26 protein-coding genes are annotated in these 23,013 nt (G+C 60.1%); 15 read left to right on the top strand and 11 right to left on the bottom strand.

Translation table 11 applies throughout. The features are described 5' to 3' along the window. Positions 1-25 precede the first annotated feature (25 nt). Positions 26-2,692, top strand: coding sequence for a DEAD/DEAH box helicase (locus tag ABEB25_RS05385; protein WP_345735358.1), 2,667 nt, complete (start codon positions 26-28; stop codon positions 2,690-2,692). A gap of 7 nt (positions 2,693-2,699) precedes the next feature. On the opposite strand, the gene ABEB25_RS05380 is transcribed toward ABEB25_RS05385, so the two are convergent. Together ABEB25_RS05380 and ABEB25_RS05375 are read right to left on the bottom strand one after the other, a co-directional pair. After that, positions 2,700-3,149 (bottom strand): DUF3592 domain-containing protein, encoded by a 450-nt coding sequence (locus ABEB25_RS05380; protein ID WP_345735357.1) that lies wholly within the window; start codon positions 3,147-3,149, stop codon positions 2,700-2,702. A gap of 83 nt (positions 3,150-3,232) precedes the next feature. Next, positions 3,233-3,685, bottom strand: coding sequence for a DUF2721 domain-containing protein (locus ABEB25_RS05375; RefSeq protein ID WP_345735356.1), 453 nt, complete (start codon positions 3,683-3,685; stop codon positions 3,233-3,235). 42 nt (positions 3,686-3,727) lie between these two features. Between ABEB25_RS05375 and mtnP the strand changes: the two genes are divergently transcribed. From mtnP to ABEB25_RS05360, 3 genes are all read left to right on the top strand, one after another. After that, a complete protein-coding gene (gene mtnP, locus ABEB25_RS05370; RefSeq protein ID WP_345735355.1) occupies positions 3,728-4,600 on the top strand; it encodes an S-methyl-5'-thioadenosine phosphorylase in 873 nt (290 codons plus the stop codon). Positions 4,601-4,612: 12 nt separating this feature from the next. After that, positions 4,613-5,473, top strand: coding sequence for a D-hexose-6-phosphate mutarotase (locus ABEB25_RS05365; protein ID WP_345735354.1), 861 nt, complete (start codon positions 4,613-4,615; stop codon positions 5,471-5,473). Positions 5,474-5,564: 91 nt separating this feature from the next. Continuing rightward, the gene (locus ABEB25_RS05360) at positions 5,565-6,050 is read left to right on the top strand and encodes an 8-oxo-dGTP diphosphatase (RefSeq protein ID WP_345735353.1); all 486 of its coding nucleotides are present in this window, start codon (positions 5,565-5,567) and stop codon (positions 6,048-6,050) included. A 6-nt stretch (positions 6,051-6,056) separates the two neighbouring features. Here ABEB25_RS05360 and ABEB25_RS05355 read toward each other — a convergent pair whose 3' ends face one another. Next, on the bottom strand, positions 6,057-6,320 hold the full coding sequence (locus ABEB25_RS05355; protein ID WP_345735352.1) for an FmdB family zinc ribbon protein: 264 nt from the start codon (positions 6,318-6,320) through the stop codon (positions 6,057-6,059). Positions 6,321-6,457: 137 nt separating this feature from the next. Here ABEB25_RS05355 and ABEB25_RS05350 point away from each other — a divergent pair, with 137 nt between their 5' ends. Then, a complete protein-coding gene (locus ABEB25_RS05350; protein ID WP_345735351.1) occupies positions 6,458-7,138 on the top strand; it encodes a YceH family protein in 681 nt (226 codons plus the stop codon). 68 nt (positions 7,139-7,206) lie between these two features. Next, positions 7,207-8,739 (top strand): OpgD/OpgG family glucan biosynthesis protein, encoded by a 1,533-nt coding sequence (locus ABEB25_RS05345; RefSeq protein ID WP_345735350.1) that lies wholly within the window; start codon positions 7,207-7,209, stop codon positions 8,737-8,739. Positions 8,740-9,048: 309 nt separating this feature from the next. Here ABEB25_RS05345 and ABEB25_RS05340 read toward each other — a convergent pair whose 3' ends face one another. Further along, the gene (locus ABEB25_RS05340; RefSeq protein WP_345735349.1) at positions 9,049-9,819 is read right to left on the bottom strand and encodes a DUF3313 family protein; all 771 of its coding nucleotides are present in this window, start codon (positions 9,817-9,819) and stop codon (positions 9,049-9,051) included. Positions 9,820-9,869: 50 nt separating this feature from the next. On the opposite strand from ABEB25_RS05340, the gene ggt reads away from it, so the two are divergent. Next, entirely contained in the window at positions 9,870-11,540 is a 1,671-nt protein-coding gene (gene ggt, locus ABEB25_RS05335; protein WP_345735348.1) for a gamma-glutamyltransferase, read from the top strand. Positions 11,541-11,550: 10 nt separating this feature from the next. On the opposite strand, the gene ABEB25_RS05330 is transcribed toward ggt, so the two are convergent. The 7 genes from ABEB25_RS05330 to ABEB25_RS05300 form a co-directional block, all read right to left on the bottom strand. After that, positions 11,551-12,987 carry an exopolysaccharide biosynthesis polyprenyl glycosylphosphotransferase gene (locus tag ABEB25_RS05330; protein WP_345735347.1) on the bottom strand — a complete coding sequence of 479 codons (1,437 nt, stop codon included), beginning with the start codon at positions 12,985-12,987 and terminating at the stop codon, positions 11,551-11,553. A gap of 82 nt (positions 12,988-13,069) precedes the next feature. After that, the gene (locus tag ABEB25_RS05325) at positions 13,070-14,263 is read right to left on the bottom strand and encodes a glycosyltransferase (protein ID WP_345735346.1); all 1,194 of its coding nucleotides are present in this window, start codon (positions 14,261-14,263) and stop codon (positions 13,070-13,072) included. Between the two features lie 15 nt (positions 14,264-14,278). Then, entirely contained in the window at positions 14,279-15,493 is a 1,215-nt protein-coding gene (locus tag ABEB25_RS05320; RefSeq protein WP_345735345.1) for an FAD-dependent oxidoreductase, read from the bottom strand. Continuing rightward, positions 15,490-15,744: a phosphopantetheine-binding protein gene (locus ABEB25_RS05315; protein ID WP_345735344.1), complete on the bottom strand. Its 255-nt coding sequence runs from the start codon at positions 15,742-15,744 to the stop codon at positions 15,490-15,492. Before ABEB25_RS05315 ends, ABEB25_RS05320 begins: the two co-directional genes overlap by 4 nt. Positions 15,745-15,807: 63 nt before the next feature. Further along, a complete protein-coding gene (locus tag ABEB25_RS05310) occupies positions 15,808-16,557 on the bottom strand; it encodes a PEP-CTERM sorting domain-containing protein (protein WP_345735343.1) in 750 nt (249 codons plus the stop codon). A 66-nt stretch (positions 16,558-16,623) separates the two neighbouring features. After that, entirely contained in the window at positions 16,624-17,652 is a 1,029-nt protein-coding gene (gene queG, locus ABEB25_RS05305; protein WP_345735342.1) for a tRNA epoxyqueuosine(34) reductase QueG, read from the bottom strand. Between the two features lie 5 nt (positions 17,653-17,657). Next, positions 17,658-17,984: an ArsR/SmtB family transcription factor gene (locus ABEB25_RS05300; protein WP_345735341.1), complete on the bottom strand. Its 327-nt coding sequence runs from the start codon at positions 17,982-17,984 to the stop codon at positions 17,658-17,660. Positions 17,985-18,108: 124 nt separating this feature from the next. Here ABEB25_RS05300 and ABEB25_RS05295 point away from each other — a divergent pair, with 124 nt between their 5' ends. Genes ABEB25_RS05295 through ABEB25_RS05260 form a run of 8 tightly spaced genes read left to right on the top strand, consistent with a single transcriptional unit; the run spans position 18,109 to position 22,935 of the window. Next, positions 18,109-18,666 carry a rhodanese-like domain-containing protein gene (locus tag ABEB25_RS05295; RefSeq protein ID WP_345735340.1) on the top strand — a complete coding sequence of 186 codons (558 nt, stop codon included), beginning with the start codon at positions 18,109-18,111 and terminating at the stop codon, positions 18,664-18,666. A gap of 21 nt (positions 18,667-18,687) precedes the next feature. After that, positions 18,688-20,130: an MBL fold metallo-hydrolase gene (locus tag ABEB25_RS05290; RefSeq protein ID WP_345735339.1), complete on the top strand. Its 1,443-nt coding sequence runs from the start codon at positions 18,688-18,690 to the stop codon at positions 20,128-20,130. Between the two features lie 6 nt (positions 20,131-20,136). Further along, entirely contained in the window at positions 20,137-20,637 is a 501-nt protein-coding gene (locus tag ABEB25_RS05285; RefSeq protein ID WP_345735338.1) for a DsrE family protein, read from the top strand. 12 nt (positions 20,638-20,649) lie between these two features. Continuing rightward, entirely contained in the window at positions 20,650-21,183 is a 534-nt protein-coding gene (locus ABEB25_RS05280; RefSeq protein WP_345735337.1) for a rhodanese-like domain-containing protein, read from the top strand. Further along, on the top strand, positions 21,180-21,929 hold the full coding sequence (locus ABEB25_RS05275; protein WP_345735336.1) for a sulfite exporter TauE/SafE family protein: 750 nt from the start codon (positions 21,180-21,182) through the stop codon (positions 21,927-21,929). Before ABEB25_RS05280 ends, ABEB25_RS05275 begins: the two co-directional genes overlap by 4 nt. Before the next feature lie 13 nt (positions 21,930-21,942). After that, positions 21,943-22,227, top strand: coding sequence for a Smr/MutS family protein (locus ABEB25_RS05270; protein ID WP_345735335.1), 285 nt, complete (start codon positions 21,943-21,945; stop codon positions 22,225-22,227). Between the two features lie 43 nt (positions 22,228-22,270). Then, entirely contained in the window at positions 22,271-22,534 is a 264-nt protein-coding gene (locus ABEB25_RS05265) for a hypothetical protein (protein ID WP_345735334.1), read from the top strand. Then, a complete protein-coding gene (locus tag ABEB25_RS05260) occupies positions 22,534-22,935 on the top strand; it encodes an HNH endonuclease (protein ID WP_345735333.1) in 402 nt (133 codons plus the stop codon). Before ABEB25_RS05265 ends, ABEB25_RS05260 begins: the two co-directional genes overlap by 1 nt. Positions 22,936-23,013: the final 78 nt, after the last annotated feature.

Raw genomic sequence — 23,013 nt, 5'->3', positions numbered from 1 at the left:
GTCTTTTCTCGGGCACTAGGCTGCCATGCTGCAACCGGTGCTCACGCCTGACGGACTTCTCCTCATGGAGGGGGAGCGCGGGACTGTAGAGGAGCGGCGGTTGGGCGAGCTCGTCCGTGAGGGGCCGGGGGCGCTTTTCATCGGCCTCGGCACGGAGCTGCTACTGGCAGATCTGGATGCACCCTGGCGGTGGCTGCGGGGGTGGGTGCGACCGTTTTTAACACGCCTGTGCCAGACCCGCGATCTGGCCCTGGTGGCGCTGCCGACGGAGGCGGAGCGGCAGAGTTGGCTGGCCACTGCGCCGCCTTTTCCGGGGGCGGAGCATCTCTCGCCGGTGGTCTTGGAGCGCTGGTGGCAGGCCATGGCAGGGCAGGTGGCATCAAAGATGGCCGGGCATCCTGAGGGGCTGGAAGGCTGGCTGCAGGCGGCGAATGCGGCCTGGCACCTGGTGGGGCGGGTGACCTTTCATCTGGCAGAAAACAAGACGGATCCGCAGCGGCCTTTTGCCTTTTTGGCCACCTTTACGGAAAAGCTGAGCGCCAGCGGCCAGGTGCAGCATCTGCCGCTGGCCCGTGCCCTGCAGATGTATGCGGGGCAGAAGGACCAGGCCGCGATGCAGGCCCTGCTGGAGCCGGTGCGGCTGGCTGCGGCCCAGAGTGCGCTGCTGCGCGAGTGGCTGGAGACGCGGCGGCTGTTCCAACCCCTGGCGCTGGACCCTGCGGAGGCCTACCGTTGGCTGCGCGACAGTCACCTTTTTCAGGAGAGCGGCATCGTCGTGAAACTGCCGAACTGGTGGCGTGAGGGAAAGGGGACGCGGCCCACGGTTCAGGTCACCATCGATGCTCCGCAGGAGGGCAAGCTGCATGCCGGGGCCATGCTGTCCTTCAGGGCCGAAGCCACGCTGGAAGGCAGCCCGCTGACCGAAGCCGAGTGGGAAAAGCTGCTGAGCGCGGAGACGGGCCTCGTCTCCCTGCGCGGGCAGTGGGTGGAGGTGCATGGGGCCAAGTTGCAGCAGGTGCTGGATCACTGGAGCCGGGTGCAGAATGCGGTGGGGGAGGGGCTCATCGGCTTTCTGGACGGCATGCGCCTGCTGGCCAGGTATGTGCCGAAGACGACGGCGGAAGAAGGGGTGGCTGCGGAAACGCTGCATGACTGGTCGGACATTGTGGCTGGCAAGGGGCTGGCGGAGGTGTTGGAAAAGATGCTGGACCCGGCCCAGGTGGAGCCTCCGGACAATTTGCGCGCCACCTTGCGGCCCTATCAGCAAAAGGGGCTGGCGTGGCTGTATTTCATGACACGCTTGGGGTTAGGCGCGTGTCTGGCCGATGACATGGGGCTGGGGAAAACCGTGCAGGTCATTGCGCTGCTGCTGCTGCGTCAGGGGCAGGCGAAGGAGCCGACTTTGCTGGTGGTGCCTGCTTCATTGATTGGCAACTGGAAAGCGGAGATTGCCAAATTTGCGCCGGATCTGAAGCTGCTCATTGCGCATCCTTCGGCCCTAGAGCGGACGGATCTGCAACGCCTGGCCAGCCAGCCCGCGGCGATGCTGCGCGGCTGCGATGTCATGCTGACGACCTACACCTTTCTGCAAAGGACGGAGAGCTGGCAGGAGCACCCCTGGAGCCTCGTCATCCTGGATGAGGCGCAGGCCATCAAGAACCCCGCCAGTGGCAGCACCCAGGCGGTGAAAAGATTGCAGGCCCCGGCACGGATCGCACTCACGGGCACGCCGGTGGAAAACCGTCCGGGGGATCTGTGGAGCCTGTTTGATTTCCTCAATCCCGGCCTGCTGGGGCCTGCCTCGGTCTTTGCCGAAGTGGTGAAACAATGCGCGACGGGGCGTGAAGGCTACGCCCCGCTGCGGCGGGTGGTGCAGCCTTACATCCTGCGCCGGATGAAGACGGACAGGAGCATCATCAGCGACCTGCCGGAAAAGATCGAGGTGAAGGCCTGGTGCGGCCTAACTAAAAGGCAGACAACGATCTATGCCAAGCTGGTGGATCAGATGGCGAAACTGATGCGGGATGCCACGATGGACCCGATCAAGCGCCAGGGGCTGGTGCTGAGTTTCCTGATCCAGTTCAAACAGGTGTGCAACCATCCCAGCCACTGGAATGGAGATGGCGTGTGGGGCCGTGAGGACAGCGGGAAATTTGCGCGGCTGGGGGAGATCTGCAGCCAGATCGCCGAGCACCGAGAGCGTGCGCTCATCTTCACGCAGTTTCAGGAAACCTGCGATCCCCTGGCGCGCTTTCTGGCGAAGGTTTTTGGTCGTGATGGCCTCGTACTGCATGGTGGCACGCCGGTGAAAAAACGACCGCAGTTGGTGGAGGCCTTTCAGCAGCCGGACGGGCCGCCCTTCATGGTCATCAGTGTCAAGGCAGGCGGCACGGGCCTCACGCTCACAGCGGCCAGCCACGTCATTCATTTTGATCGCTGGTGGAATCCGGCCATTGAAAATCAGGCCACGGATCGCGCGTTCCGCATCGGCCAGAAAAAGAACGTACTCGTCCACAAGTTCATCTGCCAGGGCACCATTGAGCAGCGGATTGATGCCCTGTTAGAAAAGAAGATGGCGCTGTCCGAGGCCCTGCTGTCTCAGGATGGGACTGCGGAGTCCGCGCTCATGGACATGAGCACGGACGAGCTGCTGCACTTCGTCTCGCTGGACGTGAATGCGGCACTGGTGTGAGCCAGGCCTAGCTTTTGCGCATGAACATCATCACCAGGAGGGTGATGAGGCCGGCGGCAAAGGAACCGATGCCCACCATGAGGTTGATGGTCGTGTCTTTGGACCCACCGACGATGATGGCGCTGTTTTCGACATCGGCGGCCAGGTAACGAACTTTCACGGCCGGGTCCGTGATGGTGCTTTCATGGGTACGGGAGGAAAAGAAATCGGAGGTCACCGGGAAGCTCTTGGTGATGGCAGGACCGCCTTGAGGAGTGAAGACGACCTCAAAATTGTAGCTGCGGGAGCGCTTGCCACTGCGTTCGGAGGCTCCGCCTTCGATGGTCCCGTCCACCGTGATGCCTTCTTTTTCGATTTTGGCCAGGCGTTCTTTTTCCTGGTAACCATTGTAGGCAAAGAAGGGGCCTGCGAGGAGGGCAATGACGGCGACAATCTTGATTTGAGTGGATTTTTCCATTTTGTGCGCGGGAATTAAGCGGTGCTTTTAATGAACGGCAATAGGCGTATCAAGGCAAATCCTCGCCACGCCTTCCCTTCTCCTTACTTTTTAGCTTCCATGTCACTAAGCTGCATGTCCAGGGCGCGGCCTGAGATGACCACTTCGTTCAGGGTCAAGCTGAGGGACAGGATCATGAACACCAGGCTGATGGCAAAGAAGAACTGGCCCCCTGGCTGGTGGCTGATGAAAAGGAACATGGTGCTGACGGTGCAAGCAATCAGGCTGATGATGCCCGCTGCCTGCATGTTCCGGATGAGGACGAGTCGGCGGCGCAGATTGGCGATTTGGGCCTCCAGCAGCGGATCGTGAGTTTGGCGCCAGGAGGCGTGCAGGTTTCGCACGATGGTGGCCAGGGCCAGGAAGCGGTTGGTGTAGGCCAGCATCAGCAGGGAGATGGCCGGAAACAGCAGGGAGGGCGTGGTGATGGGCAGGTCCGGAAGCGACATGATGAAATCTAGAGCACATCCCTGGCCGATGAAACGGTGTGTTTTCATTCGCGTCCCTTGAATGCAGCGCGCCCGACCCTATGATGCGGCATGGCAGACGCGTTTCCCCCAGCAATTGGCATCATCGGCGGCTCTGGTTTGTATGACATCGAAGGCTTCGAAGGCCGTGAAGAGATCGAGGTCTCCACCCCTTATGGTGCACCTTCGGACAAAATCGTCAGCGGCCTATATGCAGGGCGGCGCATCTTTTTCCTGCCGCGTCATGCGAAAGGCCACCGCATCCTGCCCACGGAGCTGAACCACCGGGCCAACATTTGGGCGATGCGTTCGCTGAACGTCCGCTGGATCATTGCCGTTACCGCCGTGGGGAGTCTGAAGGAAGAATACCGTCCCCGCGATGTGGTGCTGCCGGATCAGTTCTATGACCGCACGAGCCGTCGTGAGCATCACACCTTTTTTGGCAACGGGGTGGTGGCGCATGTGGCGTTTGCGGATCCGATCAGCTCCGGGCTGCGGGAATTGCTGGCGGAGGAGGCCACCGCCGCAGGGGCCTGCGTACATAATGGCGGCACCTATGTGAACATGGATGGGCCGGCCTTTTCGACCCGGGCGGAGTCCAATGCCAACCGTCAGCTCGGCTTCGATGTCATCGGCATGACGAATTTACCTGAGGCCAAACTGGCCCGCGAAGCCGAAATCTCTCTGGCCACGCTCGCCATGATCACGGACTACGACTGCTGGAAAACGGATGAAGCCCACGTCACGGCGGAGGCGGTGATGGCCCATGTCTCCGCCAATGCGGCGATGGCCAAGGCGGTGATCGCCAAGGTGATCCCCCGCATTCCTCTGGAGCCCTCCTGGCCTGAGCACCATGCCTTGGACGGTGCCATCATGACCGAACGCAAGCTGTGGCCGGAAGCGGTGACCGCCAATCTGAAGCCGATCCTCGAACGTTACCTCTAAGCCCCGCCTGCCATGTCCCTGCCTGCCTCCATCACGCTCAGCGAAGCCATCCCCGGCTATCCCACCTTCACGGTCAATCATGCTACCTGCACCGCCCGCGTGGCGCTCAATGGGGCCCATGTCATGGAGTGGACGCCGACTGGTCACTCCCCGGTGCTGTATCTCAGCCCCGAGGCCGTTCTGGAGCCAGGCAAACCCATTCGCGGGGGCATCCCGGTCTGCTGGCCGTGGTTCAATGCGCATCCTTCCGATGCCAGCAAACCCATGCACGGCTTTGCTCGCAACCGCCCCTGGACGCTGATGGAGGCCAGTGAATCTGAGGAAGGTGTGAAGATGTCCTTTGTGCTGTGCAGCGATGCCGCGACCCATGAACTCTGGCCCTTTGAGTTTGAGGCCCATCTTACCGTGATCCTGGGGGCGAAGCTGGATGTCTCCCTGCAGACCATCAACAAGAGTGGTTCCGAGTTTAGCGTGGCCGAGGCATTGCACACTTACCTGACGGTGGGCGACATCGCCCAGGTCACGGTCAAAGGGCTGGCCGAGACCACCTACCTGGACACCGTGGGTGAACGCACCCTGCGGCATCAGACGGGTGACATCACCTTTGATCAGGAAGTGGACCGCCAGTACTTCAGTGGTGGGACCGTGGTGGTGGAGGATCCGGCTTTGGGCCGGAAGCTGACCGTGGAAAAGAATGGCAGCGGCACCACCGTGGTGTGGAATCCCTGGATCGAAAAATCCAAACGTCTCGGGGATCTGCCGGATGAAGCCTACCACCAGTTTCTGTGTGTAGAGGCGGCCAATGCAGGGGAAGCAGTGGTGACGGTGCCCCCCGGAGGTGCCCATGTCATCCAGACTATCATTAGCCTCTGATCATCCCTGTCTTGTCTTTGCGTGAGGATGGCGCCGCTGTGTGGATCGCAGTGGCATTCTTTCTGCACCGTGCCATCCTCCGCGCTCTCTTATGACCCCTGACTGGACCCACTGGCAACCCGGCATCCGTGCCACCCTCATGTTCATCGTGGACGAACCTGGGGACCGGGTGCTGCTGATCCGCAAAAAGCGCGGCCTGGGGGCAGGCAAGATCAATGGCCCTGGCGGCAAGATGGATCCCGGCGAAACCTCCGCCGAGTGTGCGATCCGGGAGACGCAAGAAGAGCTGGGAGTCACGGCCTTGAACCCCGTGAAGCATGGGGAGCTGTGGTTCCAGTTTGTGGATGGGCTGGCCCTCCACGTGGATGTCTTCCGCGCCACGGAGTGGGAAGGGGAAGCCTATGAAACACCTGAGGCAGTGCCACTGTGGACCTCGCTCAAGGAACTGCCTTTTGATGAAATGTGGGCCGATGACCGCTTTTGGCTGGCGGAGCTGCTCATTGAAAAGAAGCACTTTCTCGGGCGCTTCCTTTTCGATGATGACCGGATGCTGACGAATGAGATCCAGTGGCGCTAGAGGTCGCTAAGATTTCGCCGGCGTGCTGGGGGGAGGAGAGGAGGATCCTGCCGAGTCTTTCTTGGCTGCGGCCTTGTAGGAGTCGCTGCGGTAATCCGTGATGTAGAAGCCGCTGCCTTTGAAGATGAGTCCGGAGCCCAGGCCGATCTTGCGTTTCACCGGCCCGGCACAGGCCTCCACCGGGCAGTCGGTGAGGTGCGGGTCTTTCATGGACTGGCGTGCCTCGAACTGGTGTCCGCAGGTCTGGCATTCGTAGTCGTAGGTGGGCATGGCGTGAACAGGTAGGTTTTAAAAGAAACGGGGAACCGGATGTATGCGGGATACGCCGCTGAGGTGCAAAGGGAAATTCTTCGGATGCGCCCCGCAGCCTTGCGGCTTGGCAGATTGCCATCCACCTTTGCCTCCGCATGGAAGACACCGCCCCAGCCTCCACACCCCAACTTTCGGCCCTTGAGGCCCGCATCATCGGCTGCCTGATCGAGAAGGAGATCACTCTGCCAGACTACTATCCGCTGACGCTGAATGCCCTGGTTTCCGCCTGCAACCAGTCCACCAACCGGGATCCCGTGATGAGCCTGGACGAGGGTACTGTGCAGCGTGCCTTGGAAGGCTTGAAGACACGCGGCTGGGTCTTCCAGGTGACTGTGGCCGGGGCGCGGGTGCAGAAATTCCGCCACAACCTGAAGGGCAAGCTGCCCCGGCTGGAAAAGCCCGGTAGCTCCCTGCTGGCAGTGCTGCTCCTGCGTGGGGCCCAGACGGTGGGGGAACTGCGCCAGCGCACAGAACGTTTGCAGACTTTCCCGGATTTGGAGAGCGTGGAGGCAGAACTGACGGGGTTGATCAGTTACCCGGAAGGGCCCGTGGTAGCCTGCCTGCCCGCTGGCCCAGGGCGGCGCGTGGCCCTTTATGCCCAGCTTTTGACGGGTGAGCCGAGTGGCATCGCACCCCAGGAGGAGATCATTGTTCCGGCTGCCGCACCCCAGTTGAGCACGGAAGACCAGGAATGGAAACAGCGCATGGAGATCGAGATCCAACTGCTGAAGACCCAGCTCGCAAGGCTGAAAGCCAGCCTTGGCGTCGAGGATTGAGAAGTTGTATCCCCTGTTGACTGCCAGAAGCCAGAGCGCATTCTAAGAGCGCTTCCGTGCCCCCTTCTATGATCGCCCCTCGTATCTCAGGATCTTTTGTCCTGTCTCTCTGCACTGCCGTCTGTCTCACCACTCACGCGGCGGACTTGAACCTGACAGAAGTGACTGATTTTGAGTCGCTGCAAAAGCTGGCGGCGCAGGTCGCCCAGAAGCCTTACCAGGCACCTTCCCAGCAGTTGGATCCGTTTTTCGAGGGACTCAAATACGATGGGCATCGGCAGATCCGGTTTTTGGAGGACAAGTCTCTCTACGGCGAGAATCAGGAAGCCTACCGCGTGCAGTTTTTCCACCCGGGCTGGATGTTCAAGAAGCCTGTGGGTTTCTTCAATGTGAACGGCGTCACCACGACCCAGGTTCCCTTTGACGCGAGCCTCTTTGACTACGGCAACCTGAAGCTGCCTGAAGGGTTCAAAAAACCCGAAGGCTACTCGGGTTTCCGGGTTTTGGCACCGCACTCCCTGCTGAACAAGCGGTTTGAGTTCATGGTCTTCATGGGGGCCAGTTACTTCCGGGCCGTGACGACGGAGCTGGGGTATGGCATCAGTGCCCGTGCCGTGGCCGTCAACACCATCGGCGGCAAGCCGGAGGAGTTCCCCGACTTCACGCATTTCTGGTTTGAGCAGCCCAAGGTCGGACAGAAGTATTTTCGCGTGTTCGCTTTGCTGAACGGACCCAGCATCAGCGGGGCTTATCAGTTCGACGTTTCACCCGGCAAGACCACAGACATGCTGGTGAAAGCCACCCTGTTTCTGCGCCAGCCTGTGGAGATGCTGGGCATCGCCCCTTTTTCCAGCATGTTTTGGTTCGGCGAAAACAGCCATCCGAAGCCCTATGACTTCCGCCCTGAGGTGCATGACAGCGATGGCTTACAGATCGAGGTCGAAGGCGGTCCTTCCATTTGGCGTCCGCTCGATGTGAGCCGGGATCTGCGCTTGAGCGTCTTTGAAATGGACAAGCTGAAAGGCTTCGGCCTGGGCGAACGTGACCGCGACTTTAACAATTTCCAGGATCTAGAAGCCATGTATCACCGGCGTCCGGCCGTGTGGGTGGAGCCGATCAAGGGCTTTTCCAAAGGCTCCGTCGTCCTGGTGGAGCTGTCCACGGGTGAAGAAACCTGGGACAACATCGTGGCCATGTGGCGTCCGACAGAACTGCCGAAGACCCCGGCGGAACCGCTCAACTTCGAATATCGCCTTGCCTGGCTGGAGGAGCAACTCCCTGGACTGCTCTGCAAAGTCACCGACACCCGCCGTGGTTTCGTGATGAAAAAAGACGACCACGAGTACGTCGTGGATTTTACCAAAGGCGGCATGAAGCTGGAAAAACCTGCCGACTGGGTGCCTGAACTGGATGTGGTGGTCAGCAACGGCAACGCGAAGGTTCTGGACAAGCGGGTGATGTTCAATCGTGAAACCGGTGGCTGGCGGGCCTTTTTTAAACTGGATGTGCCCGATGAAACCAATCTCCTGGAGATGATGTGCGAGATGAAAGACGGGGACAAAGTGATTTCCGAGCGCTGGATGTACCAGTGGCGTCGTTGAACCGTTTTGGTGGGTGGATTGTTTTATCTTGCAGATCGCAGGTAAATTTGATTTTTGTGCGTAAATTGCTTAACCTTTAGGCAGATGCGCTCATTCTTTTACTGGCTTTTCTCGATTGCTTTGGCCACTTTGGCTACAGCCGCGTCAGATCATACTGACAAGACTGGTGAGTTTTTGTGGACTCCGACTGTTGCTGCGGACGTGCTGCCAGTGCCGGAGCCTTCTCGTGCCATCTTGCTGGGAGTGGGGATCTTGGCCATTGCCTTTACCTATCGTCAGGCTTGGCTGAACCTGAAGCGCGGGAATTGATCACCACAGGAGCAAAGTGAAGGGCGAGCTGTCCTTAACGCGACCGCCTGCGGGTGTGCGGGTGATCTGCTCAAATTGGCCAGCCCATTCGCGAACAATCTTGCGGGCGGCACTGTAGGGATTGTAGTCGTGGACGGAGAGGATGAGGGCGGAGCGGTTGTGCTCTGCATCGGCAAACTCGTAGAGGCTTTGTTTTTGCTCAGGGTCGTAGACCCGGCCTTCAATGGCGATGTTGCCTTTCAGAGGCCTGCCGACCAGGGATTCCGCACCTGGTACGGCCAGGATGTTGATGGCACGGCGGGTGACGCCGGCGGCGATGGAATTGGGGTTGAACTCCACCACAGCGATCTCAAGCGTCACGCTGTCTTTCTGCGGAGCATCCACAAGCTGGTAGCGAGGATTGGCGGAGGAACGAAAGGCCTGGGAAAATTGGTCGTGGATGTAGGTGGCGAGTTTCTTCGCTTCTTTTTGACGGGATTTTTCCCGCACTTCCACCCTTGAGAGCGGCTTGGTCATGGGCCGCAGGTGCTCAAGATTGACGGGGGCGATGAAGAGAGTCTTTTTGGTCTCGGCTTTGGCCCAGGCTTCCTTGGACGGGTTTCGCCACACGCGCAGGAAGGGATCGTGTTTCGCCTGGGTCTTCTTCATTTCCGCGCCATGGGCGAGAAAGGGGGAGGGTTTGGCGGCCCCCGCTTTGGCGAGACGCTCCAGCGAACTGCAGGCTGAGAAGCTGAACAGGAGAAGACAAAAACAGAGGCGGACTGCAATCATTTCACGAGGGAGGATGGACGTGTGTGGATAGAATCGCTACGTTTAGTGTCATGAAACTGCTGTTTTGTTCCTTTTTTGTCGGAATACTGGTGTTTTCCGCCGCAGGTCAGGAACCAGGTTTTGCACGATTCGCAGCAGCCACGGTTCATCCTTTGGCCACCGATGCCGCCACGGCAGCCTATGCGCGTGGGGGAAATGCAGTGGATGCCGCGATTGCAGCGGCGCTGACCCTGGGGGTGGTGGACGGTCACAATTCCGGCATTGGAGGCGGTTGTTTCATCGTCATCCGGGCGGCGGACGGAAGCCAGACGGCAATTGATGGCCGTGAAATGGCCCCGGCTGCGGCTCACCGGGACATGTATGTCATCGGTGGAAAGGTGGATGATGAGGCTAGCAAGACGGGGGCGCTGGCACCGGGCATCCCGGGGGCGCTGAGGGCCTATGAACTGGCCCTGAAAAAGCATGGAAGGCTGTCTCTGGCGGATCTGCTACGTCCGGCGGCGGACCTGGCCGAAAGGGGATTTCCGGTGGATGAGGTCTATGCGCGGAAATTGTCTGCCACGGCTGAAAAGCTGCGCCGATTTCCAGCGGCAGCGGCCATCTTTCTGCATGCAGATGGCACTCCACTAAAAAAGGGGGAGTTGCTGGTGCAGAAGGACCTCGCTGTGACTTATCGCGCTGTGGCGGATCAGGGGCTGGCGTGGTTTTATGGAGGCGAGTTTGCCCAAAAGACGGCGGCCTGGATGAAGGAAAATGGGGGCATCGCCACCGTGGCCGATTTTGAGAATTACCGGGCGATCGAGCGCGAGCCGGTGCGCACTTCCTATCGGGGGTTTGAGCTGGTCTGCATGCCCCCGCCGAGCAGTGGCGGAGTGCATGTGGCGCAGATCCTGAATATTCTGGAGAACTTTCCTCTCCGGCATCTTCGCGAAAGCAGCCGCATCCACGTGGTGACGGAGGCCATGAAACTGGCCTTTGCCGACCGGGCGCACTGGCTGGGAGATCCTGACTTTGCACCCGTGCCCAAGGGCCTCGTGGACAAGGCCTATGCGGCAGACTTGGCCCGTCAAATCGACCTGGATCATGTCACGCCCGTACCCGCCCACCACACGCCGCCGCGCTGGGAAGGGGATGTTTTTGGCAAGCACACGACCCACCTTTCCACCGCCGATGCGGAGGGTAACTGGGTGGCCCTGAATCAGACCATCAACACCGCCTTTGGCAGCAAGGTGGTGATCCCTGGGACGGGGGTGCTGCTGAACAACGAAATGGATGACTTCTCTGTGCAGCCCGGAGTGCCGAATGCCTTCAAGCTCATCGGTGCTGAGGCCAATGCCATCGCTCCAGGGAAGCGGCCTCTTTCCAGCATGAGCCCGACGCTGGTCTTCAAGGACGGTGCGCCGCTGTTAAGTGTGGGGGCGGCAGGCGGGCCGACGATCATTACGCAAACGCTGCTGTTGATCAGCCGGGTGATTGATGATGGCCTGGGTCCAAATGCGGCCCTGGCCCAGCCGCGTTTTCATCATCAATGGAATCCAGATGAGCTGAAGATCGAGACCCAATTCGATGTGGAGACTCTTCAGAGAGTGGAGGCCTTGGGGCACAGGCTGGATCGCACCTCTGCCTTTGGGGCCTGTCAGGCGGTGATGTGGGACAGCCAGCGGAATAAGCTGGTGCCAGCCCATGACCCACGCGTGCCGGGCAAGGCCGACGGCCTTTGATCTTGTGGGATTAGGCAGCCGCAGCAGCGTCTTGCTGGGGGGAGGACATCACTGGGACGGAGGTAGTCTTGGAGGTCGGGGTGGCCAGGTAGCGTGGTTTTTGTGTCTCCTTTTTCATGCCACCGATGAGGACGACGCGGATGGTGTCGAGCAAGATGAGGAGATCAAAAACGATGCCTGCGTGCTTCAGGTAGTAGAGGTCGTACTCGAGCTTGCAGCGGGCGTCGTCGGTGGTGGACCCATAGGGATAACTCACCTGGGCCCAGCCGGTGAGTCCGGGGTGGATCATGTGGCGCTCCTGATAAAAGGCGAGTTCCTCGGCCAGCTTCGTGACAAAGGCAGGCTGCTCTGGGCGCGGCCCGACGAAGGACATGTCTCCGCGCAGGATGTTGAAGAGCTGGGGGATTTCATCGATGCGGTACTGGCGCAGCAGCTTTCCGCCTGGGAATACACGGGGATCCTTGGTGCCGCTGGACCATTGTGGGCCGTTGACTTCGGCATCGGTGCGCATGGAGCGCAGCTTGAGAATCTTGAACTTTTTGCCAAAACGGCCGATCCGTTCCTGGGTGAAAAACAGCGGGCCGTCCGGGGAGAAGATCTTTACGATGGCCATCCCGACCAGAAGCGGTCCGGAAAGTAGGATGAGCAGCATCAGGGAGGTGAGGACATCAAAGGTGCGCTTCAGTTTACGAAAGTAGAAATCCCGTGGTGCGCTTTCCGAGTGCATCAGCCACTCATTGGTCACGAGATGCAGAGGCACATACTGGAGGTATTCTTCACAGAGACTGATCAACGGACTACAGGTCATGCCGGAGTAGCGCAACTGCCTGAGCAGCGGGCGCGAGTAAGGATCGCCCAGCCGCCAGTCGGCAAAAACGATGCGGTCAATCTTGTGACGTGTGATGAGGGACCCAGCATGCTTCAGGCGGCCAAGAACATCCGAACCCCGGTCTGATTCCCGAACGGAGAGGCGACCGACGATTTCAATGCCGCGAGGCTTCAATTCCCGCAGGGACTGATATTCTTCGAGTTCGCTCGGCGTCTCTGCCACGAAGGCCACGCGCTCTGGGGCAAAGCGATGTTTGTTAAACATCACCCAATGATGGAGCATGAGAGAGGGATAGGCCGTCGTAAGTCCCAGCAGCATAAAGCCGCGCCCCACCCGGGTGCCAAAATCCACATAACCGACCACGATCACGGCTATGAAAGCTGCCAGGAAGGCGAGGCTGAAAAAGAGCCCGTGGACAAAAAAGCGTGAGCGCCCCCGTGACTCCACCGAATACAGGCCCAGGATGTAGGAGGCCGTGACGAGGATGAGCGCCCCCACGCCGATGGGCAGCAGGTAATGGTCGAGTTTCCAAAAGGTTTGAAACCTCACGTAGTTCGCTGCAAGAAAGCAGAACACGAAAAGTAGTCCGTCGCGACTGCCGCGACGGGCGATGGACATCCAATGACTTGTGCCGGGAAGAAGCATGGAGCGGGAGAACTGTGTTGCCACAGAAGGTCATTCGAAGGACTTTCGATAAGTACTACTTCAAATATAACCTTACGTTACGGAGTTTTTTGCTCAGATCAAACAACTGCTGCCAATAAGTTTGGGCGCATTTGGGCCAAGAATGACTTTGTGCATACTTGCTTAGGGCGATTTCATTCGGAGGCTGGGATAGTGCCTGGTGAAGCGTCTCGGCATAGTCGGCGGGTTGGCGTCCCTTAACGAGAAATCCTCCGGAGGGTGAGAGGGAGGTGATTTCTGAAATGCCGCCGACGGCGGTGGAGACAAAGGCACGGCCGCTGGAAAAGGCTTCCAGGAGGACGTTGGGTACTCCTTCATTGAGGCTGGAAAGACACACAGCATCGGCGGCGCGCATGTAGTGTGCCACTTCGGCGGGGCCTTTGCGTCCGGCAAAGGTGACCTGCTCAGTCCCCAACCCTCGCGTTTGGCAGAGGCTGCGCAGTTCCGGCTCCAAGGGACCGCTGCCGATGAGGACAAGATGCACGGGAGTCTTTTGATTGAGCAAGGCAGTGGCCTCAATGAGCAGATCCAGCCCTTTGACCGGCAAAAAATTGCCGACAAACAGCAGGGTGCTAGGTGCAAGGGGCAATCCCAGCCGCTGTCTGGCCTCCTGCTTGTCGCCAGGATGGAAGGTGTGGATGTCCACCCCGTTGTAAACGGTGCTTACATTTTCCGGTGGGGCCTGGGATCGCAGCAGCCGCTGCCGCAGATCTTCGCTGCGAGTGATGATGTGGGCGCGCTGGCTAAGGGCCAGGATGGCTTTCCGCCGCAGGGGCATGTCCAGGTATTGATGAACGTCTGAACCCTGCGCGACGGACAAGAGTGGCAGCCATTCCAATTCGCGGACACGGTTGACGCCGCAGGCATCGGGAAACAGCCAGGGCACCAGCAGCGCCTCCGGTTTCCAGCCTTGGGGAAGTGATTTCAGGGCGCGGCGCACGGCCAGTGAGTAGAGGCGGTCATTCAGCCCGCCAAATTTGGGCACGTAAGGGGTCCAGTGGTAGCTGGGGTGCAGGGACTCATCCCCAGCACGGCATTGAAGCGGGCATGTTTTTCCTGCCCAGAAGCCATGGCCGGGACGCATGCAGAGCACGCGGATATCGGCCTCGGGCATCTCTGCCTTCATGGCGTGGAGCAGCGTCACATTGTCCAGTCCCCGCCAGGGCTGGTGGGTATCGGGGAAAAGGTTCGTCAGGCAGAGCAGGCGCATGCGGGCATGCCAATGTCAGCAGCGGGAGGCAAAGTCCACCGCCATTTTGCCGGCGGCCTCGCCGGTGGCCATGCAGGTGCCCATGACTCGCAGGGAGGCGAGGGCTTCATGATCGGCCGAAAGGCAACGGCCTGCAAAAAAGAGGCCGGGCGCATCCTGGCGCCGCAGGCAGCGTGCGGGGATGCCGGGTGGCGTGTGCTGATCGAAGTAACGAAACTTGGGGCCGCGGGCATTTTCGCGCTTTTCCATCGGCCAGCCTGCGAGAGCGACATCGTCTTCAAAACGACGGCTGGTGGCCAGGTCCTCTCCGGTGATCACGTAGTCGCCGATGTAACGCGCCGTTTCGCGGATGCCTGCCTTCACTGGCAGCATGGGGGGCGGGCATGCCTGGAAGTCGGGATGCGTCTGGCGCAGGTGGCTCCACAGCGCCATCACCACTTCGCGGCCTTCTTGCTCCACCCGGGCACGCTTCACGGGATCGAAGGGGTCCCAGTCGCCCTGACCTGCTTCCAAATCCACGGTGACAAAGGTTTCGCCAGGGAAAGGGGAGTCCCGAAAGGCAGCACCAATGGCTGGGCCGGGCAGCAGGCCATCGCGGATGGCGCGCACGATCATCGCGCCGGTTTGCAAACGCCAGCCATCATCGTGTACTCCCTGCACGCCGTGAAAGCAGGCGATGTAGGCGGGGCGGTAGAGGCGGGCGGGCTCGGCCTGCTGGCACCAGTCTGGCTGCAGGAGGCGGGCTCCCGTGGCATCGCCGGAGGTGTCTATGAGAGATTTGGCCCGCAAAGATCTCCGGGCACCCCGGGTGATGACCTCGAGATGCCAACCTTGCGCGGCCCTTTCCAGGCCAGTCCATTCGGTGCCGGTCAGGATGGTGAGATTTGGCTCGGCGCGGCAGAGTTCATCGGCGATGAGCGCATAGAGGGAGGGGTGCTGGCGTAAGACGTAAACCTTGCCCATCAGGTCCGGGGCTGTTTGTCCGGTGCGCTCCATCATGGTCTGGCCGATCTCGATGGAGATGCCTGGATTCAGCCAGGCCCAGGGTTGGGAGACATCCGGGTGAAAGAGGCCGCAGAAAGTATGGACGAGGGCATGGGTGCCCATGCCTCCTAGCTTGGTCTGGCGCTCCAGCAGCACGGTGCGTGCTCCGGCGCGCGCGGCGGCTAGCCCGGCGGCCAGCCCTGCACTGCCGCCGCCTGCCACGATGACATCGGCCTCCAGAGTCATGCGGCGCTGCGGTTGGGGTGGGAAAGCCAGCCGGCGAGCACCCGGGCGGTGGCGAAGTGATTGCGCGTCATGTCGGCAGGCGAGATGCGCACGCCGAATTCCCGCTCCAGATGGAGCATGAGCTGCATCATGGCCATCGAGTCGAGCCCTTTGGCGAACAGGTCCGCATCGGCCATCAGGGCCTCGTCTGTTTCCACAATCTGGTGCTGAAGGATGAGGGTGATGACGGCTTCAGGTGAGATGTCTGGCATGACTTCACTGTGAAAAGGCCCGCCGTCAGGGCAAGGGCGGGAAAAACCAGATTGCCAGGAAATCTAACGGCGTTTGCGGCGCAGGATGGAGGGGATCACACCGAGACCGAGAAGCAGCATTCGGGAAGGCTCGGGCACAGTGGAAAACTGGATGGACTCGTAATAGACCGTGCGGGGTGGGATGATGGTGGCCTGGCCATTGTTATCGCCCCAGTAAACCTGCTGTGTCCCGTTCCCTGCGATGCTGGATCCCGAATAGGTCTTCCACACTTCGCCATCAATGGTGATGGTCGCCAGGGCGGTCACCGGATCATAAATGAGGCTGTAGTCGTGATAGCCAGGGGAAAGCGTGCGCGTACCGGATACCCCGTAGGCAGCCACCAAAGTGTCACCATTGGCTGCACGCCCGAACATCAGGGCCCAGGCGCGGCGGTTGGTGGGGGTCTCGTTCACGATGAGCCCTACCCAGGCATTGCTGTCTGTGCCGATGGCGCTGCCGATGCTGGGATCATCTGTGGGGATGCTGAGGGTGGCGGAAAGATCCCAGCCGGAGGCCATCGTGGCACTCGCCAAGGTTGCGTTCATGACGGCGGCGTAAGTCAGGCTGGTGCCGCCACTGCTAAGGCCCGGATCATAGACCCGCCAGACGTCGCGACCATCGTCATCGAAAGCTTCCGCCACGACGGTGGTGGTGGATGTGCGGATCCAACCCTCAGTCGTAGGATTGGCCGCGCCGGTATGGGAGTAAAGCAGCGTTGAAGCCCAAGCCCCTGCGGGGGTGGTCAGGACAGCGATCAAGAGCAGGCATTTCATCGCAAGCCCTATGAGCAGGCTGCCAGCCACCTTTGCTGGAGGCTCCTGAACAAAGCTGACCTGAACCTATACTTTGTTGCCGCGTGTCTGGATTTCCTGAAGGGCCCACTCGGCGTGCTCGGCGATCAGTGGGTGATCATCCTGCGCGGCTGTCTCCAGGGCGGGCACATCCTCTTGCGTGCCCACATTGCCGAGAGCCACGCAGACATTGCGGAGAAAGGCCGGGCGTTTGATACGCTTGATGGGAGATTTGGCAAACAGGGCGCGAAAAGATTCATCTGTGAGGGTGAGGAAATCGCGCAACTTTTGGTTAAACATGGTCTCTCGGGCCTGAAAGGTCGCTTCCTGGGAAAGCTGGGCAAACTTGTTCCAAGGGCAGGCGCTGAGGCAGTCGTCACAGCCATAAATCCGGTCACCCATGGCCCGGCGAAATTCCAGAGGAATGGGGCCTTTGCTCTCAATGGTGAGGTAGCTCACACAGCGGCGTGCATCCATGCGGCGTGGGGCGGTGATGGCCTGGGTGGGGCAGGCCACCATGCAGCGGGTGCATTTGCCACACAGGTCACGGGCGGGGGTATCCACGGCCAGGTCCAGGGTGCTGATGAGTTCGGCTAGGAAAAACCACGTGCCGAGTTGGCGGTGGATCTGCATGGTGCTTTTCCCGCCCCAGCCTAGCCCAGCCTCGCTGGCAAAATCCCGCTCCAGCACCGGGCCGGTATCCACATAGTATCTCTGCGTGCCGCCATGCTGGATGAGAAAGGCATCCAGCGCCTTGAGCTTGGCCACGATGAGGTCATGGTAATCCTCATTCCAGGCATAACGGGCGATGCGGTAGCCGCCAGCGGCGGTGGCTGGCGCAGGCCCTTGATAATAATTCATGGCCAGCACGATCACCGTCTTGGCCCCCGGCTGCACCACGGTTGGGTCTGTGCGGCGGTCCATGTTCCGCGCCATCCAGGCCATGTCGCCATATTTCCCCTCAGCCACCCATTGCTCATAGATCTCCCGGTGCGCCGCTGGTCTGGCATGGGCGATTCGGCAGTCGGCAAAGCCCAGTTCATGAGCTTGGGCGATGAGCTGGGTCTTGAGATCCATGAGGCTCAGATTTTGGGGTCAAAGGCCAGCGCACGTGCCTGGGCCTCCATCTCCTCCCGCAGGCGGCGGCACATCATTTCACAAAGCTCATTCACCATGGGATCTGCGATGTAACAGTACGTGGACAATCCCTCTTTACGCATGCCGATCATTCCGGCGTCTCTTAGCAGGGCCAGGTGCTTGGACACATTGGCCTGCCCCAGGCCTGCGGCCTCCACCAGTTGGCCCACGGTGTGTTCCCCCTGCATCAGCAGATTCAGCAGCCGCAGCCGTGTCGGCTCTGACAGCGCTCGAAAGCGCATCGCCACCAATTCCAGGGCCTTGTCAGACATGGGAGTTTTGGCGGGCTCAGATTTTTTCCTTTTAGGCATGAAAGAATAATGTTTGATACATCGCTATATAGCGATATAGTTTCATCAACAACAAGACAGTTTAACTCTGCAACCGATCCTCGCAATGCAAACCACCATCACCCCCACCCAACTCAACACTCAGCTTCAGGCTGGCCGCTGCCAGCTCGTCGATGTCCGCGAACCCGTCGAGCATGCGGAAGAGCACATCTCCCAGGCCCAGCTCATTCCCCTGGGAGAGCTGGAAAAACGCGCTTCCGAATTGAGCCGAGACCAACCTATCGTCATCCACTGCCGCAGTGGGAAACGTGGAGAACAGGCCCTCGCGAAGCTGCAATCTTTAGGCTTTACCCAGGTGCAAAATTTGGAAGGCGGGATCCAGGCCTGGAAGGCTGCCGGGCTGCCCGTGGCCAGTGCTGCGAAAAAAGTCTTCCCCCTCATGCAGCAGGTACAGCTCACCATCGGCCTGGGGGTTCTCACGGGCGCGGTGCTGTCCCTCACGGTGCATCCTTACTGGATATTTCTCAGCGCCTTCTTCGGTGCGGGGCTGGTCTTCGCAGGCAGCACAGGCTGGTGCGGGCTGGCCATCCTGCTGTCCAAGATGCCTTGGAACCGCATCGAAGGCCAGGCCTGCTGCTCGCCCAAGAATTGTTCGGCCAGTTAATCCTTCACCTCTTTCACGCTCATGTTCCTTCGCCAAATCACCGATTCATCCCTGGCTCAAAATGCCTACCTCATTGGCTGCCAACGCACAGGTGAAGCTGTGATTGTGGACCCAGAGCGAGATGTGGACCGCTACCTCAAGCTGGCCGCTGAAAATGGCCTGCGCATCACCGCTGTGGCGGAGACCCATATCCATGCCGACTACCTCAGTGGTGCCCACGAGCTGGTGGAGCGTCATGGGGCCAAAGCCTACCTCTCTGCGGAGGGCGGACCGGATTGGCAGTTTGAATGGGCCCAAGGAAATCCCAACGCCCGCTTCCTGCGAGACGGAGATTCTTTCCATGTGGGTAACATCGAACTCACGGTGGTATTTTCCGCCGGCCATACGCCTGAGCACCTCAGTTACCTCGTCACGGACCACGGCAGTGGGGCTACGGAGCCCATGGGGCTGCTGAGTGGTGACTTCATCTTCGTGGGTGATGTGGGGCGGCCAGACCTGCTGGAAACAGCGGCCGGACAGGCGGGTGTCATGGAGTCCAGCGCCCGCACCCTTTACGCCAGCCTGCGGAGCACCCAGCGGCTGCCCGAGCATCTACAAATCCTGCCTGCGCACGGCGCTGGGAGTGCCTGCGGCAAGGCCCTGGGTGCAGTCCCCAGCAGCGTCTTGGGGTATGAGCGGCGCTTTAATCCCGCCTTTAAGGAGGCCCTCACCCAAAGTGAGGATGAGTTTGTGAAAGACATCCTCACTGGACAACCGGAGCCACCGCTGTACTTCGCCCGCATGAAGCGGGACAACCGCATGGGGCCCGCGCTGCTGCCTGACGGCCAGTTGCCCCAGCCTCGGCACCTCACTGCCATGGAAGTTCCCACCTATTTGGCGGAATCGCGTGGGGTCGTGCTGGATCTGCGTGCGGATCGTACCCCCTTCCTGCAACGGCACATCAAGGGTGCGTTGCTGGCTCCACTGGCTGGCGGGAAGCTGCCCATCGCCGCAGGATCGTATGTCGAGGAACACTCCCCGCTCCTCCTCATTGTCCAGACCCCGGCGGAGGTGGAAGAAGCCGTGCGGCAGCTCATCCGCATCGGGCTGGATCAAGTCACCGCCTGGATGACCGTGGCGGAGACGCAGGAGATCAGTGATGGGCTGATGACCACGCAGCCCTACATCACCCCAGATCAATTGCAGGAAGCCCTGAAGGCCCACCCCGAAGCTCTCGTGCTGGACGTGCGCGGGGCCGATGAATTTGCTGAGCGCCATGTCCAGGGAGCGAGGAACATCGCCTACACACGGCTAGCTGCACGGCTCTCTGAAGTGCCCAGTAACCGCCGGATCTATGTCCACTGTGGCAGCGGCCTGCGTGCCAGCCTTGCCGTGGCCTTTCTGGCCGGGCAGGGGCGTGAGGTCGTGCTGGTGGATGGCGCCTTTGCTAAAATCTCTAGCGAGTTAAAAACAACCTCCGCCTAACAAACGATGAAAATGCTTAATTTCATGCTGATCTGCATGCTTTCCCTGCTGGCCATGCCACCTGCGCATGCAGCGGATGTACCCGTCATTCCGCTGCAAGTGCGGGAAAATCTGCGCATTGTCTATCAGGTTACCGATGACCTGACCCATGAGGGCGTGAACAAGGGACTGTTCTATGCCCGCAAACTCATCAACACGTATGAAGGGCAGGGCATCGCTGCGGATCAGGTTCACCTGCATCTGGTCTATCATGGCACCGGCATCAATGCCGTGGTGAATGCCAGCGCGCGGACCCGCCTGAAGGCGGACAAAGCTGAAAATCCCAATGGGGAAATTTTGGCAGAATTGGTTAAACGTGGCGTGCAGATTGAACTCTGTGAGAACACCATGCAGCAAAAAGGCGTGACGCCTGGAGAACTGATGCCTGGAGTGAAACTGGTGGTGGGTGCCTTTCCCCGGCTAGTGGATCTGCAACTCCAAGGCTACGCCTACATCAAGTTTGAGTAACGAAAGCCACTCATGCGTATTTGGACCCATCCTGCCCTCTATGCCCTTGGCGGCATGGGCGCTGCCGCACTGCTGCTCTGGTGGTTCATGGACCATCGGCACGGCACGGCCTGGGCCATCTCCGTGGTGAGAGATCGTTTTCCTGACGTGGCGCAGCTTTCGGTGGCAGAACTTGAACGCTTGGTGGCAGGCGAAGCTGGCTCGCGCCCGGTGCTTCTTGATGCTCGTTCGACTGAAGAATACGCCGTCAGCCACTTACCGGGGGCCCTTTCCCTGCCTGTGAAAACAGTGACGGATGAGACCCTGCGTGAGCTGGCTGCATCCGCCCCATACGTGGTTTATTGCTCGGCCGGGTATCGTGCCTGTGAGCTAGCACGGCGGCTGCATCAGGCGGGCATTCATCAAGTGCAGAATTTGGAAGGAGGCATCTTTGCCTGGGCCAATGCAGGCCACCCCGTTCATCGCGCAGGCCAGCCTGTGCAGGCCGTGCATGCCTATCACCGTCTTTTTTCCCGCCTGCTGAAACCGGAGCGTCGCCAGCCATGAATGCGCTTGCCATCTCGGGGGCTTTGTTCATCGGCCTGTCGCTGGGGCTGACGGGGGCTGGAGGCAGCATCATCACGCTGCCCGTGCTGGTGTATGTGGCAGGCCTGCCGGCGAAGGAGGCTGTGGGCGTCAGCCTTTTTGTGGTGGGCATCGCAGCGTTGCTGGGCGCCGTGCAGCGGGCGCGGGCGGGAGAATTCCATGCACGCGCTTCCCTGCTGTTTGCCCTTTCCGGCATGGCCGGGGCCACTGTCGGCGCACGGCTTACGCCTTGGGTCCCTGCGCCGGTTTTGATGACTCTTTTTTCGCTGCTCATGCTGACGGTGGCGCTGCATATGTGGTTAGGCCGGCCCGAAGGGCTCTCCCTGCCAGCAGAATGCCGACCCATGCGCTGTCTGTTGGCCGGGACGGGTGTGGGGCTGCTCACCGGGTTCATCGGAGTCGGCGGGGGATTTCTGCTGGTGCCTGCCTTGATCAAATTTGCCCGCTTGCCTCAGCGGATCGCGACGGGGACATCCCTGGCGGTGATCGCCTTCAATTCAGCCGCAGGTTTTTTCAGTCACGTGGGAGAGGCTACGGCGCATTGGCCCTTGGCGCTGCTGTTTGCCGGGATGGCTGTCGTGGGGGTCCTCCTGGGCAGCTTTTTTGCCAGTCGCCTGCCCGTCAAAAACCTGCAAAAGGGTTTTGCTCTCCTGGTTTTTGCCACCGGGGTCTATGTGCTGTGGCAGAATGGGCTTTCGCTGGTTTAATGCCCTTTGCGCCATGGAAGACGACGAACCTATCCGCATCCCCATCACCGACGAGCTGGATCTGCACACCTTCCGGCCCAATGAGGTGGGGGATCTGCTGGTGGACTACCTGGGCGAATGCCAAAAGATCGGCATCCGGAATGTGCGTGTCATTCATGGCAAGGGCACCGGCACGCTGCGCATCGGCGTGCATGCCGCCTTGGATCGAATGGAGATCGTCGAAGGCTGGACCTGGCCCGCCGGGGAAAGATCCGGCGGCTGGGGTGCGACTTGGGTGCAGGTGAAAGGGCTCACCTGAAAGCCAACTTGCTTTGCAGTGAGCTTCCGGTTAAACTCCCTCCATGACAACGAGTGTCGTACCTCCAGAAGACCTGTTGGATCCGTTTGTCGGCATGATGGACGCAGAGGCCGCCAAGGCGATCCTGAGCCTAAAATCCTCACCTGCAATGCAGGATCGTGCCGAGGTGATGGCGCACAAATCGCGCGAGGGACAGCTCACGGACGAAGAACAGCGCCAGTATGAATCCTATGCGGATACTGTGGCGATGATCTCCCTGATGCAGGCACATGCAAGACGAGTTCTACGTCAAGCCGGCAAACTGTGATGGAGCCAGGAATTCGTCAGCTTGTCTGGCAACGAGCAGCCGGTCGTTGCGAGTATTGTCGTCTCAAACAAGAGCATGAGGTGGCTCAGCTTTTTCATGTTGAGCACATTATCGCCCTGCAACATCGCGGAGAGAGTGCTATGGAAAACCTGGCGTTGTCTTGTGCCAAATGCAATGCCTACAAAGGGCCTAATTTAACCTCGCGAGATCCTGACACAGGAAAAGTTGAGGAGCTGTTTCATCCTCGAAATCATCGTTGGGAAGATCATTTCTGCATGAATGGACCGAGAATTCTCGGAATCACCACGACGGGGAGGACGACTGTTTGGCTCCTGCAAATGAATAGCGCACGCCGATTGGCACTCCGGCAAGTGTTGATTGAGGACGGAGACTGGGACTGAGCGCACCCGCCAATGAGGCTGCAACAGTGCGTGCTCACGCTTGCCCGCGCACGGCTCCCGTTTACCATTGGCGCTTCT

Source organism: Prosthecobacter algae, assembly GCF_039542385.1.
Classification (GTDB): domain Bacteria; phylum Verrucomicrobiota; class Verrucomicrobiia; order Verrucomicrobiales; family Verrucomicrobiaceae; genus Prosthecobacter; species Prosthecobacter algae.
Note: the sequence above shows the minus strand (reverse complement) of the source record. Positions and strands in the feature narration are given on the sequence as shown.